Raw genomic sequence first — 14837 nt, 5'->3', positions numbered from 1 at the left:
GATCTTGCGAGGCTGCTGACGTCCGCCGGCGCGTCGTGCGGCCGGGGCCATCCGCCCGGAGCAGCGGCTCGCCGCGCCAGCTCCTACAGACGAGTCGCTGCAACATGCCACAGGACCCGTAGATGCGGCCTATAGTCATCAATTGCTCCGCATCAGCGGATGCAGTGCAGCGTCGCACACCCTGCGTTTCACACAGACGTCATTCGCCGGTGGGGACGGGCACGGTTGCTCGCTCGTGCACCGAAGCGAAGGTCACGAGGGGGAAACCGATGACAAGGCTGTTTGGCATGCCCGCACGCAGGGTCAGCTGCACGCTGGCCCTCGGCGCGGCACTGGCCGTGGCGTTTCCTGGTGCGGCACACGCCAACACCGTCGGCGTCACCGTGAAGACACCAGGGGCCACCAGCGGGCCCGGGGCCGCGTTCTCCGAGATCTCCACCCATGCCGACTGTGCCAGCGGTCTGGCCTTCGGCGGCGGTATCAACCAGGCCATCGGCACCGGCATGGTGTCGAACGGCAACCACGTCAACGGCACCTCGCCGAGTCCCGACGGCAGCACCGAATACACCGGCACGACCGGTGTCGTGGGGACCGACGTGACGCACTGGCTCGGTATCGGCGGGTCGGGTGGCACGTTCGACGCCGCCTACTCCAGCACGCCGTACGCGATGTGCGTGACCAGCGACCTGATCGATCACACCCAGGTGGTCATGAACAAGGTCTCCGGCCCGGCCAGCGCGTCGACGGTGGGCCTGGTGACGGCGGTCTGCCCGCAGGACACGATCCTGCTCGGCGGTGGCGCGCGTGCCACCCCGGCGAGCATCGGCAGCCTCAAGCCGATCGCCAGCTTCCCGACCTTCAACGACTCCACCCACAGCTATGGCCAGATCGCGGCAGGCAACGGGGAGACCAACCCGAACGCCTGGACGGCGGTCGGGTGGAACGGCGGCGGCGGCAACAGCGGCAACACGACCTACGCCTACGCGATCTGCAGCGGCGACGAGATCGACGTCAGCGGCGTCACCGTGACCGTCCGGTACACCGAGGTGAGTGGTCCGACGTCCGCGACCACCGGCCAGACCGCCACGGTCGGCTGCGGCGGCGAGGACGGCAAGCTGATCAGCGGTGGCGCCGCCGTCAGCGGCGGCAGTGTGACGACCACTGCCTTCACCGGGCCAGGCTCGGGCGGGACGCACCTCAACGGCAGCTACCCGAGCAACTCCGGTGGGACGGCCGTCGCCGACGGCACCACGACCGCGGCCTACTGGACGGCGTACAGCCACACCGGCGGCGCGAGCTCGCCGAACACCTATACCGAGGCCTGGGCGCTGTGCGCCGACGACGGCGTCTGACCTCTGTTTCGACCCCCTGACCCGGTGTGGGCCTTTTCCATCGTCGACTCGGACCATCGGCCGTTCCCGACCGTGGACCGTGAGTGAGATGGAAAAGGCCCACTGTCAGTCCCTTTGTTATCTGCGGTTATCACGGGCCCGGGCGACAGCGCCCGGGCCCGAAAAGGCGGTGCACTTCCTTGAAGCGTGGTCCACTTGTTCGCAGACGCCGAATCACCGGGACAGCCGGTGCTCTGGTCGGCGTCGTCGCGGCGGCCGCGGCGGTTCCACTCGTACTCCCCCTTGCCGCCGCCTCGGCGGCCGACACCGGCAGCGGCCTGGCCGCCTGCGGCACGGCGGGTGCTCTCACGGCGGCGCCCGCGCCGTCCTGCGTCTACACCACCGCCGGCACCGACACGTTCACCGTTCCCGACGGCGTCACCAGCGTGACCATCGACCTGTACGGCGCCGAGGGCGGAAGCGCGGCCGGGTATGTCACCCCGAACCCGGTGAACGACGGCGCTCCGGGCGGCCTCGGCGGGCAGACCCGGGCGACCGTGGCCGTCAGCCCGGGGCAGGTACTGCAGATCACGGTCGGCGCGGCCGGTGTGCCCGGATCGTCCCGGCGCGGCGAGTTCGCCCGCGACGGCGGGATCGGGCACGGAAGGGGCGGTGGCGGCGCCCACGGCGGTGGCGGGGCCGGCGGCGGCGGCTCGGATGTGCGCGTCGGTGCCTTCGGCCCGAACGACCGCATCATGGTGGCCGGCGGCGGGGGTGGCGCCGGAAACGGCGGCCCCCTGCTGCACGGCGGTGACGGGGGCGGCCTGGCAGGCGCGGACGGCGGCGAGGGCGGCGGCCCCGCCGGCTCCGGGCTGGCCGGCAAGGGCGGCACCCAGACCACGCACGGCGACGGCGGTAGCCGGAACTCCAACATCGGCGCCCCCGGCGGCGCGGGCGGCGACCTCGACCCGGTCACCAGTCAGGTCAACCCGGGCAGCGGAGGCCCCGGCGGCAACGGCGGTGCCGGTGGCAACGGTGGTGGTGGCGGCGGTGGCGGCTACCGCGGTGGAGGCGGCGGCTCCGGCGGCGGCAACCCGGGCAATCTCTACGGCGCTGGCGGCGGCGGTGGCAGCGGGTACGCCGCGCCGACGCTGACGGACGTCTCCCTCGTCTCCGGTGTGAACCACGCGGGCGGGCACGCCACCGTCTCGTTCCGCTACGGGTCGTCGGTCTCGCTCGGCGCCAGCACGTCCACGCCGCTGTTCGGGCAGGCCGTGGACCTGACCGCCACCGTGGCGCCGACACCGGCGGGCGCCGGCACTCCCACCGGAACGGTCACCTTCCTGGACGGGGACGTCGCTCTCGCAACGGCGACGCTGGTCGACGGGACCGCCGGCGTCAGCCTGCGTGGGCTCCAGCCCGGCACGCACCCGATCACCGCCAGCTACGGCGGCGACGCGGCCCACGCGGCGAGTGTGACCCCGGCTCCGACGGCTGTCACCGTCGGCTTCAGCCAGCCGTGCGTCACCACGGCACGCAGCGGCCCACTGACGGTCACGGCCGGTCAGGCCCTGTGCTTCGGCCCCGGCGGCCGGCAGAACGGGCCGGTGACCGTGAAGGCCGGCGGCGCGCTGGCCCTCTCCGGCGCCACCCTCGCCGGGCCGGTGACCGCGGACGGCGCGGTCGCCGTCTCCCTCTGCCAGACGACGATCAGCGGCCCGGTGACGATCAGGAACAGCAGTGGCTTCGTGCTCGTCGGTGCCGACCCGGGCGACGCCGTCGCCTGCGCCGGTAACACCGTCAGCGGGCCGCTGACCCTGACCGGGAACTCCGGCGGCCTGGAGGCCTCGGGCAACACCGTCGGCGGCCCGGCGAAGATCACCGACAACAGCGGCAGCGGCCCGCTGCCGGGCGACACCGTGCCCGGATTCAGCTACAACCAGGTCTCCGGCCCGCTCAGCTGCAGCGGCAACGAACCGACATTGCAGCAGGTCGGGAACACCGCCGGCGGCCCGCGCTCCGGCCAGTGCAGGTAGCGAGAGTGAGCGGACGGCGCCGTCTGACCAGGCAACGTCGCTGAACGAAAGACGTCGAAGAGCGGGCGGCGCCGTCTGAGCAGGCGGCGCCGCCCGTCCGGACGGCGGAGCGCCGCCCAGTACGTCCGGTACATCTGGCACATCCGGTACGTACGTCCGGCACGTCCGGCGGCGCACCGTCACCGGCTGACCCGAGGCGCGGTCGTCTCCCGGAACAGCGCCTCGGCGCTGCGCGCATCCTGCCGGCCGAATCCGGGAAGTCACTGAAGGTGACGCGCGCTCCGGGGCACCACCGACTGGAGATCCCGTGCAGGCGACGCGGGCCCGTATGACCGGCCGCGAGCTGTCGGCCGGCAGGGTCCGCGCACTGGGCCTGCGCGTTCGGGGCCGCGGTGTCAGGCTGCTGCTCCTGGGCGTGCTCTGCCTTCTCGCCGGGCAGGGCATCGCCCTGGTCATGCTGGGGCGGGCCCGACTGGCGGCCGAGGAGGCCGAGCGACTGGCCGACCGGGAGCGCCTCGTCGGCCAGTTCGCGAACATGTCCAACCTGCTCGAGAATCCGCAGCTGCTCGCGGACCAGGTGGCTGTCACCCCGTTCGCGCGTGACGACCCGGCGCTCAACAGGGAGCTCCTGCGTCTGTTCACGAACTCGCCGACGTTCGTCCCCAACCAGGCCGTCGCGCTGTACGCACCGGACGGGACGGTCACCGCCAGCCTCGACCCGGCGCAGCCGTCGCCGACAGTCACCGAACTGGGGGTTGCCTGGGACTCGGCGCTGGCAGGCAAAGCGGCCGCGTCGGACCTGTTCGACCTGGCCGGCCGGAAGCTGGTCGCCACGACAGCGCCGGTCGGTGGGGCGCGGCCCTGGGGGGTTCTGGTGGCAGCGAACGACAACTCCCAGTTCCAGGCCTTCGCCCAGGCCGTCGCCGACAAGGGCACGTACAAGACCGATCGGGCCGGAGTCGTGGTGAACGCCTGGGATCCGGGTCTGATCGGCACGCAGGTCCTGGCCCCGGCCGACCTGGCCGAGGTCGCGACTGGCATCACCAGCGAGTGGACGACCGGCGACGGCGACGACCGTGTCGTCCACTTCGCGCACCGCGTCCCCAGCACGGGCTACTACCTCCTGCTGGAACGCCGCGAGGCCGACCTCTATGCGGACCTGCGCGAACAGCAGCGACAGCGCGGTATCACCCTCACCACGGTGTATGTCGCCTGCCTCTCGTCGCTGGCGCTCTTCGGGGCGGTCTGGACCCGCGCGGCGCGACGTGGCCGGGCACGCACCGACGCGCTGCTGTCCGGCACGCTCGATCTCGTCCTGGTCGCCGAGGCCGACAGTCACCGGCTGACCTTCGTCGGCGCGGCCGGCCGCCACCTGCTCGGACGCGCGCCGCCGGCCGATCTCGGCCGGCCGTTGACGGACCTCGTCCACCCCGAGGACGTGCCACGTGTCCGGGCCCTGATCGACAACCCGCGGTTGCCGCCGGAGCTTGATGTCAGGTTTCTCAGCGACACGCGTGGTTCCCCCGCGATCGGCCCCACCGGATGGCTCTGCTTCGACGTCGAGGCCGCCGATCTGCGCGACGATCCCGCCGTGGGCGGAATCCTGGTCACCTGCCATGAGATCGGGACACGCAAGGATCTCCAGGACCGTCTCACCGACCAGGCGCATACCGACGGCCTGACCGGTGTGGCCAACCGGACCGCGGTGATGGCCGCCGTCGACAGCGCTCTGGCGGCGACAGTCGCCACCAACGCCTCCGTCTTCCTGCTGTTCGTCGACCTCGACGGGTTCAAAGCGGTCAATGACACCCACGGCCACCAGGTGGGCGACGAGGTTCTGCGGATTGTCGCCCGCCGGCTCGTCGACGCGGTGCGTACCGGAAGTGACCGTGCCGGCAACGCGCCGCGTGAGGACGTCGTCGGACGTCTCAGCGGGGACGAGTTCGTCGTCCTCCTCCAGGGCGTCTCCCGGGCCGAGGCCATCCGCGTGGCCGCCCGCGTCGTCGACCTTCTCGCGGGTCCGATGACAGTTGATGGTCGGCGACCGCGCGTCAGTGCAAGTGTCGGCGTCGGCGCGGTCGTTCCGGACGGTCTGCCCCGCGGCGGCGTCCGCCCCGACCAGCTGGTGCGGCAGGCTGACCACGCCATGTACCGGGCCAAACGCGACGGCGGCAGTCGTTGGGTGATTGAGGAGTGCGCCCCCGGTCGTCCCGGTCGTCCCGGTCGACCTGAGCCGGAGCCGGTCGCGCTCCGCGAGGCGGAGCCAGCTCCCCGAGCGGTCACCCCCGGCGAGGAGGGCGCCGCCGTGGAGGAGGGCGCCGCCGGGAAGATCCCCAGCGGCGAGGCCGCCGGGAGGGAGATTCGCCCTGCCGGCGCTGCGCGGCGGCGGCCGGACATGCACCAGCCGGCCGCGAAGGCCGGCCACGGGCGCGGCAGGCGGCTGCAGACCTGGGGGCCGTTGGTCCTCGCGGCGATCCTGCTTGTCGTGATGGCGGGAACAGCCCTCAGCCTGGACCGAGCGGCCGAGCGCGAGGCCACCCGGGGAAGGCTCCACGAACTCGCCGATGTGGCGGAGGGCTCCGCGCGCTACAACGACGCGTCGGGCGCCACAAGGAATCTGATCGCCGACATCTCCGCGGTGCCGTGGACGCTCACCCCGTCCGCCGCCAACAAGATCGTGCTGAATCAGTTCGCCGTGCTGTCCGACGGCACGTCGATGGCGCTTCTGAGCAGAGACGGCCAGGTCATCGATGCGGCGCCCGCCGACGCACCCGTTCCGGCACGGGCAGGGGACCCGGCGTTCGCCACCGCGCTGGGTGGCCAGGCAGGCAACCTGCCGGTGCAGTCGGTCGACGGGAACTACTGGAACTACTCGCTGCTCCCCGTCCTGAAGAACGGTGCGTCGATCGCGGTGGTCTCGATCGGCATTCGGGCCGACATCTCACCGCAGCAACAGGGGTACGAGGCGGTGGGGTCGGTCGGCCTCGGCTCGACGGGCGGACTGTCCGAACTGGACGTCAACGGCGTGGCCAGGTACTCCTGGGACCGCAGGCTCATCGGCCGCCGCCTCGCCGACCCCGCGGTCCTGGCCACACTGCCTGCTTCCGGCGCGGTGCGGCTGCCGGGGCCGGCGACAACCGCGGAGGATTCCATCGCGTTCGCCGTCCGTGATCCCGCCCTGGCCGACGGGGGGTACGTCATGCTGGAACTTCCGACCTCGGCCGCGTTGTCCGGACTGCGCCCCGAGCAGGGGTGGCAGTATGCGCTGATCATCTGTTCCGTGGCGGCGACCGTCTTCGGGCTGGCGCTCGCGACCCGGCTGCTCGCCCAGGCGGAACGCCGGGAGGACGAAACGCTGTCCGCTCTGCTTCACAACGTCCACGACATCGTGCTCGTCACCGACCGCCAGGCCAACGTCACGTTCGTCAGCTCCGCCGTGACCCGTCTGCTCGGCTACGACGCCGATGCCCTCCGGGGGCAGCAGTGGGGCATGGTGCATCCCGACGACATCGACCAGCTTCGACGTGCGCTCGCCCCGGCGGACGACACCGGCCGCAGCCCGCCCACCGGCGTCACGACGGTGCGCGATCTCCGGCTCCGGGGGGCTGACGGGGTGTACCGCTGGTTCGACTTCCGTGCTTCCGACCAGTTCGCCCACCCGGATATCGGCGGAAGGCTGACGACCATTCACGACGTGACCGCACGCAGAAGCCTGCAGGACCAGCTGCTGCGCCAGGCGCGTTACGACCCGCTGACGAGCCTGCCCAACCGGACCGCACTGCTGGACGCACTCCGGCCCGGCGCGGGCACCACCGCGATCGTGTTCGTCGATCTGGACCACTTCAAACAGATCAACGACACTTTCGGCCACGAGGCCGGAGATGTCGTCCTGAGCACCGTCGCCCGCCGGCTCGTCCACGCCTGCCGGCCCGGCGACACGGCCTACCGGCTCGGCGGTGACGAGTTCGTCGTGATTCTCGGTGAGGCCGACCAGGAGCAGGCCACTGCCGTGGCACGTCGCCTCCGACAGGTCCTGGCCGACCCGGTGCACCACGGCGACGATCTCATCGGCCTGAGCGCAACTGTCGGAGTCGCCCTCACCCGCTCCAGCGACACTGATCCCAGTGACCTCCTGAGAACGGCCGACAGCGCGATGTACCGGGCGAAGCGCACGGCCCGCGGAACCGTCGGCGTCGCGATCCTTCCGCTACTTTGACGTCCTCCCCCGTGTGAACACGGCGCGTGAACACGGTGCGATTCCAACTACACGGAAGCCGGTTCATGTCGGCCGCCGAGCGGTCAGCACTCGATGAAGTTCACGGCGAGGCCGCCGCGAGAGGTCTCCTTGTATTTGTCCTTCATATCCGCGCCGGTCTCGCGCATGGTGCGGATGACCTTGTCGAGGCTCACGATGTGCTCGCCGCTTCCGTGCAGCGCCAGGCGGGCGGCGTTGATGGCCTTCACCGCGCCCATCGCGTTCCGCTCGATGCAGGGCACCTGGACGAGCCCCTCGACCGGGTCGCAGGTGAGCCCGAGGTTGTGCTCCATACCGATCTCGGCGGCGTTCTCGACCTGTTGCGGCGTCCCGCCCAGCACCTCGCACAACCCGGCGGCCGCCATGGAGCAGGCGACGCCGACCTCACCCTGGCAGCCGACCTCCGCGCCCGAGATCGAGGCGTTCTCCTTGTAGAGCAGTCCGATCGCGCCAGCGGTGAGCAGGAAACGCACCACGTCGTCGTCCGTGCTGCCCGGTACGAACCGGGAAAGGTAGTGCAGGACGGCGGGAATGATGCCCGCGGCACCGTTGGTCGGAGCAGTGACGACCCGTCCGCCGGCGGCGTTCTCCTCGTTGACCGCGAGGGCGGCGAGGCTGACCCGGTCGATGACGTGCAGCGGGTCGAGCGGGGCGCCGCCGCGTGTCGCGCCGCCCGGTTCCGCGGAACCGGGCTCCACGACACGCGGCTCCGCGGAACCACGTACCGCGACGCTCGGCTCCGCGGCTGCGAGCTCTTCGGCGGTGAGCTCTTCGGCGGTGAGCCGGCGGTGCAGGCCCGGCGCGCGGCGCGGGACGCCGAGCCGGCCGGGCAGGGTGCCCTCGGTCGACAAACCGCTGACGATGCAGCGCTGCATGACGTCCCAGATGGCCAGCAGACCGCTGCGGACGTCCTCCGGCGTGCGCCACACCGTCTCGTTCGCGAGCATGATCTCGCTGATCGGCAGGCCGGACGCGGAGCAGTGTTTCAGCAGCTGGTCGCCGGAGGTGATCGGGTAGGGCGGCACGGTCCCGTCCGCGGTCAGCCGGTCCGTGCTGGCGATCGTGTCCTCGTCGAGGACGAACCCGCCGCCCACCGAGTAGTACACACGCTCGCCGCACACCGCGCCCGTCTCGTCGAAGGCGGTGAAACGCATGCCGTTCGGGTGGAACGGCAGCGTTCTGTGCAAGTGCAGCACCAGGTCCCGGCCGGGGTCGAAGCCGATCCGGTGCCGGCCGAGCAGGTCGAGGCAGCCGTTCGCGTGGGCGGCCCGCACCTCGGCGTCCACCTGCGCCGGGTCGATCGTCTCGGGGCGGTGCCCGAGCAGGCCGAGGATCACCGCACGGTCGCTGGAGTGGCCCCGGCCGGTGGCCCCCAGCGATCCGAACAGCTCGGCCAGCACCCGGACGGTGCGGAGCAGTTGTCCGCCAGCCGCCAGGTGCTCCGCGAACATCCCGGCGGCACGCATCGGCCCGACGGTGTGCGACGAGGACGGCCCGATGCCGACCTTGAACAGCTCGAAAACACTGATCGCCACGGCGACACCCGTCTATTCGGCCCGGGCGGGAACATCGGTCACAGGGATCATGGAGATCACTGGCGTCACAGGGGGTCACGCCTCGCCGATGTGCGCGGCGTAGGCATTGGCGTCGAGCAGATCGGCCGGGGTCCGGGTCACCCGCACGCGGAAGATCCATCCTTCCTGGTACGGGTCGGAGTTGATCAGGCCGGGCTTGTCCCGCAGCGTCGGGTTGACCTCGACGACCTCGCCGGACACCGGGGCGATCAGGTCGCTGACGGCCTTGGTCGACTCGATCTCGCCGCAGGCCTCGGCCGCCGTCACCGCCTGGCCGACCTCCGGTGCCTCGACGAACACGACGTCGCCGAGCGCGGTGGCGGCGTACTCGGTGACGCCGACCGTGCAGGTATCGCCGTCCAGCGCGAGCCATTCATGGTCGGTCGTGTACGAAAGATGAGCTGGAATCGTCATGGATCGGTCCTTCGTTGGAACGGTCGACAGCGGCCGGTCGGAGTCGGTACCCACCAGTTCAGCAACCCGGGGGCCGTTCCGACCACCGTTCTGTGGATCAACACACCCCGAACGTTCTGATTCCGTCCGCCACCGGGCACCGGGCTACCGGGCCGCCGCCCGGCCCGGCGCGCGGTTTCATCTCGGCAGGCCGAGCACGCGCTGGGCGACGATCGAGCGCTGGATCTGCTGGGTCCCGCCGAAAATCGACTGGGCCCGCGACCAGAAATAGGCATCGAGCCAGGATTCCTCGGCCAGCAGCGGGGCCGCTCCGCGCAGATCCATGATGACGTGGTTGAGAACCTGGTCGGCCTCCGTCACGAGCAGTTTGTCGATTGAGCCCTCGGGGCCCGGCAGCGATCCGTCGAGACGGGCGGAAAGTGTCCGCGCGACGTGCAGCCGGAGCGCTTCGAGCGTCACCCAGGCGCGGGCGACATCCCGGCGGCCGGTCTCGTCCGTGACCACCCGACCGGAACGGATGTCGTCCTCGAGCACGGTGAGCATCCGCATCAGGCGGGCGACCCAGCCGATGTCCCCGGGCCCGCGTTCATAGCCGAGCAGCTGCATGGCAATCGCCCAGCCCTGCCCCGGCGCGCCCAGCAGACCGGCCGCGGGCACCTGGACGTCGTCGAAGAAGACCTCGGCGAACTCGCGGGCCCCGCCGGCGGTGACGATGGGACGCACCTCGATGCCGGGCAGGTCCAGCGGGACGAGCAGCATGGACAGTCCGCGGTGCGCCGGCCTGTCGGGCTCGGTCCGGCACAGCAGGAGGCACCACTGCGACCACAGCGCCTCGCTGGTCCAGATCTTCTGGCCGTGCACATGGTAGACGTCGCGGCCCTCACCGTCGGTGCCGCGGATCGCACGGGTACGGACGGACGCGAGGTCGCTGCCCGCATCCGGTTCGCTGAAGCCCTGGCACCAGCGTTCCGTGCACGCAAGCATGCCCGGCAGGTGCCGCGCCTTCTGCGCATCCGACCCGAACAGGCGGATCGCGTTGGTGATGTGGTGGATGGCGGGCGGCGGTGGATAGCCGCCGAACCCCAGCTCGTCATTGAGGATCGCGTCGAAGGTGGGGGCGAGCCCACGTCCGCCGTACTGCACCGGGAAGGTCAGGCCGACATATCCGGCGGCGGCCAGCTTCCGGTGCCATTGCCCGAGCGCCTCGATGCGCGCGTCCGGATCGGATGGCAGCGGCGCGACCTGCTGGGCTGCGAGCCAGGCACGCAGCTCCGACCGGAACGCCTCCTCCGCGGGGCTGTCGAAGAAGTCCATCAACCCGCTCCCGCTCCCGCTCCTGCTCCTGCTCCTGCTCCTGCGCGCGGTTCTTTTCCCGGTTCTGTTCCCGGTTCCGCCGCCGATTCCGAGCCCGTGCCCGCGCCGACACCGGCCAGCCGGGTGGTGGCAATCGCTGCGTACTGGGCGTTCTCATCGCCGAGAACGCGCCGGGAAAGCAGAATGCGGCGTTGCCGCACCTGCGCCAGGTGCTCCCAGGTGAGGCCGATCCCGCCCAGCATCTGGATGGCGATCTCACCGACCTCGCGGGCGGCACTCGCGCAGAACGCCTTCGCCTGCCGGGCCGCGAGCAGCGCGTCGGCGGTGGGCAGCTCGCCGGCCGCCCAGGCGGCATGCCACATCGAGCTGCGCGCGCCTTCCACCAGAACGGCGGCGTGCGCGGCCAGGTGCTGGACGACCTGGAACGAGCCGACCGGAACGCCGAACTGCGCACGCCCGCGGACGTGGGCGACGGCGTCGTCGAGCGCGCGGCCCATCACCCCGAGCAGGTCCGCGGCGAGCACCGCGAGGACGACCGCCTCGGCTCGGGCCAGATCCTCGCGGGTGAGCGCCCCACCGACCGGGGGAATCCCACTGGCTGCCGGCGCGTCCGCGGGGACCGGGCACATCGATCTCGTCAGGTCGGCGCCGCCAGCCGCCGCATCGAGCCGCACCGCTCGTAGGCAGCCGCCGGCGCCGATCCGGAGACCCGCGTCGGCGCCCTGGGCGTCAAAGGCGACACCGGGCTCACCCGGACCGGCGAGCCCGGTCAGATCGGTGCGCAGAACCGGGGCGAGCCGCAGCGTGCCCGCGGCCACGGCCTGGACCGCTACCCGGTCGCCGGCCGCGGCGAGCAGGGTCGGCGCCCACACGGCGGCGCCCACGAATGGCACGGGTACGAGATCTCCCGCCAGCCGCTCAGCGACAAGCGCGGCCGCCACGACCCCGCCTCCGCCGGCACCACCCTCATCGCCGCCGCCCCCGTCAGCACCGCCCCCGTCAGCGCAGCCCTCGTAAGCACCGCCCTCGTCGGCGCCGCCGCGCTCCGCCGGAATGTGCAGGGCCACCAGCCCCGCCTCGACCAGGGTCGACCAGCGGGCCTCGTCCCCGTCCCCGCGTACGGTGGGCGCCAGGGCGGCGACGCCGCCCGGTGCGAGATCGGCCGCGATCCGCGCGGCCAGGTCCGCCAGCATCCGCTGCTCGCCGCTCAACCGAATGTCCATCCGCGCGCCCCTAACTCGTCACGAGGACGGAGTCGCCGGGCCGGCGGCGAGAACGGCACGCCAGGTGTAGGAGATCACCGAATCCACCGTCTGCGCCTCCAGCCGGCGCCGCAGCGCCGCGTGATCGACGAGGATGCCGAAGACGTGCTGCATCGCCAGGCGCGCGTCCACCGCGGCGTCGGACCCGGGCACGTCCGGCCGGGTGGGTGCTGCCGACGGCGTAGTTGCCGCCGGCGTGGTTGCCGACGGCATGGTTGCCGCCGGCGGTGCGGGCGCCCCGGGTGCCGCTCGCCTCGCGTCGGCGATCGCCGTCGCCAGCGGTGCCACCAGGGCGTCGAACCAGGTGCCGAGCTCCGCCGGGAACCGCTCGAGCAGCCTGGGATGAGCCAGCAGAAAGGGCCGGTTAGCCACCACCAGGTCGTCCGTGCGCAGCAGGTCGAACATCGCCCGCACCCACTCGGCGATCCGCTGGACCGGGTCGCTCTCGGCGGCCAGCCGCTCCTCGATGTGCCGCCTGGTGATGTCGTGCGCGCGTTCGAGGAGCGTGAGCAGCAGGTCGTCCTTGGTCGGGAAATGACGGTAGAACGCGGTCGTCGACAGTCCCGAGGCCGCCAGGATCTCGCTGACGGACGGATTGGCGGTGTCGCGTTCGCGCATGACCCGGAAGGTCGCGTCGATGAGGCGCTCGACCTCGTCCTCGTAGCGGTGCCGCTGGCGGGCGAGCGCGCGCTCGACCCCCCGTGGCGGGAGGTTCGGCGGCAGCGGGAGGTTCGGCGGTGCTGTCATGGATTGAAGGGACCGCGGCCCATCTGGTCCCTGACTGTGACCACAGCCGGGTTGGTGAGCGATCGCCGCTGCCAGTTGGCCCCGTCGACGACGAGGGTGTGGCCGGAGATGAAACGCGCGTAGGGCGAGGCCAGGAAGGTGGCGGCCCAGCCGAGCTCACGCAGGCGCCCGACCCGCAGCGCGGGCTGGGTCGCGTCCTTGTCGGAGCTGCGGGCGAGGTTGCCCTTGATGTCCGCCGTCTGGTCCTCATGCGGGAACATCCCGGGCACAAGCCCGTTGACCTGGATCCCGTACGGCGACCATTCGACGGCGAGGGTCTCGACCATGTTCTTCACCCCGGCCTTCGCCGCGGCCGAATGCGCGAACCCCGGCCCCCCGGTCCAGGCGTAGGACGCGCCGATGTTGATGACTGATCCCGGCGTGCCGGCGGCCAGATGGCGCCGCGCGAACTCACGGGCGCAGAAGAACGTGCCGTTGAGGGTGATGTCGACGACGGTGCGCCAGGCGTTGGGCGACATCTCCTCGGCCGGGACGGGGAAGTTCGCGGCGGCGTTGTTCACCAGCACGCCCGGCAGGCCGAATTCCTCCTGCGCGGCGGTGAACAGCCCCGCGATCTGTTCCGGGTCCCGGATGTCGCAGTTGACGGCCAGCACGCGGGCTCCGAGCTCCTCCATCGCCGCCCGGCCGGCCTCGAGGTGTTCGTCCTTGCGGCTGCCGAGGACGATGTCGGCGCCGAGCCGGGCGAACTCGGTGGCGATGGCGCGCCCGAGCCCGGTGCCGCCGCCGGTGATCACCACCGCTACTCCGGCGAAGGTGCCCGGCGGCAGCGCGGTCGCGCCGGGGGCCGGTGGTTCGGGCAGGCCGATGGTCGTGGTCAAGGCTGTCAGCTCCCGGTGTAGCGCGGTGCCCGGTCCTCGGCGCGCGCCTGTCGCATTTCGGCCAGGTCGTCCGACCTGCTGACGAACGTCTGGTAGATCAGCTCGTCCGCCATCGACGAGCGCAGCGCGGGTTCCGACAGGTGACGGATCACCCGCCGCGCCATGTTCACGGTCACGGTCGGCGCCGCGGCGATCTTCGCGGCCATCTCCATCACGGTGCTGTCGAGCTGGTCCGCCGGGACCACCCGGGACACGACGCCGTGTGCCAGGGCCTCGGCGGCGTCCATCGGCCGCCCGGTGAGCACCAGGTCGCTGACCACGCCGTGGCCGCACATCTGGAACAGCCGCGCCATTCCGCCGGTGTCGGGAATGACGCCGTGGCCGACCTCGGGCAGCATGAACCGGGCGCCTTCCGCTGCCACCCGGATGTCACAGATCAGCGCCCGCTGGAACGACGCGCCGATCGACCAGCCCTTCATGGCGACGATGACCGGCGCCTCGAGGTCGAGGATCTGCAGGATGCCGCGGTGGCCGCGTTTCATCAGATCGTGATGGCTGATCTCGACGGCTCCGCCGCCGAGGGCACCGACATCGCGGCCGGAGGAGAAGGACTTCCCCTCGGCCCGCCACACCACGGCGCGCACGTCCCGCCGGGCTTTCAGCTCGCCGAGGATCTCGAACAGGGCGAGATCCATCTCGTCGTCGAAGGCATTGTGCTTCGACGGGTTGTCGTTGGTGATCACTGCGACCGGACCGTCGATGTCGAGCCGCACCCGCGCGTCGGCCATGCACCGTCCTCAGCTTGATCAAAATGGCGTTCTGGATGATCAGAACGGCACTTTAGCGAAGAGAACGCTGCTTTTCCACCGTCGTTCGAGCGGCCCGGGCCGCTCCGGCGGAGCCGGCGGACGCGGCGACCCGGCGGACGCGGGGTCACGTCCGGGGGCGTGGTGTACGGAGAGTGACTCCGCGTGATCCTGATGGAAGGTTATGCGGCGAGGGCTTCGGGCGTCACGCTGATCTCGG

10 protein-coding genes are annotated in these 14837 nt (G+C 71.6%); 3 read left to right on the top strand and 7 right to left on the bottom strand.

Annotated features, from left to right (window positions below):
- Positions 1 to 269: 269 nt before the first annotated feature.
- The 3 genes from AWX74_RS07145 to AWX74_RS07135 all read left to right on the top strand — a co-directional run bounded on the left by AWX74_RS07145 (position 270) and on the right by AWX74_RS07135 (position 7583).
- Positions 270 to 1352 carry a hypothetical protein gene (locus AWX74_RS07145; protein WP_091273003.1) on the top strand — a complete coding sequence of 361 codons (1083 nt, stop codon included), beginning with the start codon at positions 270 to 272 and terminating at the stop codon, positions 1350 to 1352.
- Between the two features lie 179 nt (positions 1353 to 1531).
- A complete protein-coding gene (locus AWX74_RS07140; protein ID WP_091273001.1) occupies positions 1532 to 3367 on the top strand; it encodes an Ig-like domain-containing protein in 1836 nt (611 codons plus the stop codon).
- A gap of 307 nt (positions 3368 to 3674) precedes the next feature.
- Entirely contained in the window at positions 3675 to 7583 is a 3909-nt protein-coding gene (locus tag AWX74_RS07135; protein ID WP_131799418.1) for a diguanylate cyclase, read from the top strand.
- 83 nt (positions 7584 to 7666) lie between these two features.
- Here the strand turns inward: AWX74_RS07135 and AWX74_RS07130 are convergent, their stop codons facing one another.
- From AWX74_RS07130 to AWX74_RS07100, 7 genes are all read right to left on the bottom strand, one after another.
- On the bottom strand, positions 7667 to 9157 hold the full coding sequence (locus AWX74_RS07130; RefSeq protein ID WP_091272996.1) for an L-serine ammonia-lyase: 1491 nt from the start codon (positions 9155 to 9157) through the stop codon (positions 7667 to 7669).
- A gap of 75 nt (positions 9158 to 9232) precedes the next feature.
- A complete protein-coding gene (gene gcvH, locus AWX74_RS07125; RefSeq protein ID WP_091273680.1) occupies positions 9233 to 9610 on the bottom strand; it encodes a glycine cleavage system protein GcvH in 378 nt (125 codons plus the stop codon).
- A gap of 177 nt (positions 9611 to 9787) precedes the next feature.
- A complete protein-coding gene (locus AWX74_RS07120; protein WP_091272993.1) occupies positions 9788 to 10924 on the bottom strand; it encodes an acyl-CoA dehydrogenase family protein in 1137 nt (378 codons plus the stop codon).
- On the bottom strand, positions 10924 to 12147 hold the full coding sequence (locus tag AWX74_RS07115) for an acyl-CoA dehydrogenase family protein (RefSeq protein WP_091272991.1): 1224 nt from the start codon (positions 12145 to 12147) through the stop codon (positions 10924 to 10926). Before AWX74_RS07115 ends, AWX74_RS07120 begins: the two co-directional genes overlap by 1 nt.
- Before the next feature lie 18 nt (positions 12148 to 12165).
- Positions 12166 to 12933, bottom strand: coding sequence for a TetR/AcrR family transcriptional regulator (locus tag AWX74_RS07110; protein WP_091272989.1), 768 nt, complete (start codon positions 12931 to 12933; stop codon positions 12166 to 12168).
- Complete coding sequence (locus AWX74_RS07105; protein WP_226931150.1) at positions 12930 to 13811, bottom strand: SDR family oxidoreductase; 882 nt, start codon at positions 13809 to 13811, stop codon at positions 12930 to 12932. Before AWX74_RS07105 ends, AWX74_RS07110 begins: the two co-directional genes overlap by 4 nt.
- A gap of 5 nt (positions 13812 to 13816) precedes the next feature.
- Entirely contained in the window at positions 13817 to 14599 is a 783-nt protein-coding gene (locus tag AWX74_RS07100; protein WP_054568725.1) for an enoyl-CoA hydratase/isomerase family protein, read from the bottom strand.
- Between the last annotated feature and the right edge of the window lie 238 nt (positions 14600 to 14837).

The sequence above is a fragment of the Parafrankia irregularis genome, assembly GCF_001536285.1.
GTDB lineage: Bacteria > Actinomycetota > Actinomycetes > Frankiales > Frankiaceae > Parafrankia > Parafrankia irregularis.
The sequence above is the reverse complement of the archived record's forward strand: the minus strand, read 5'-3'. Positions and strand labels throughout refer to the sequence as shown.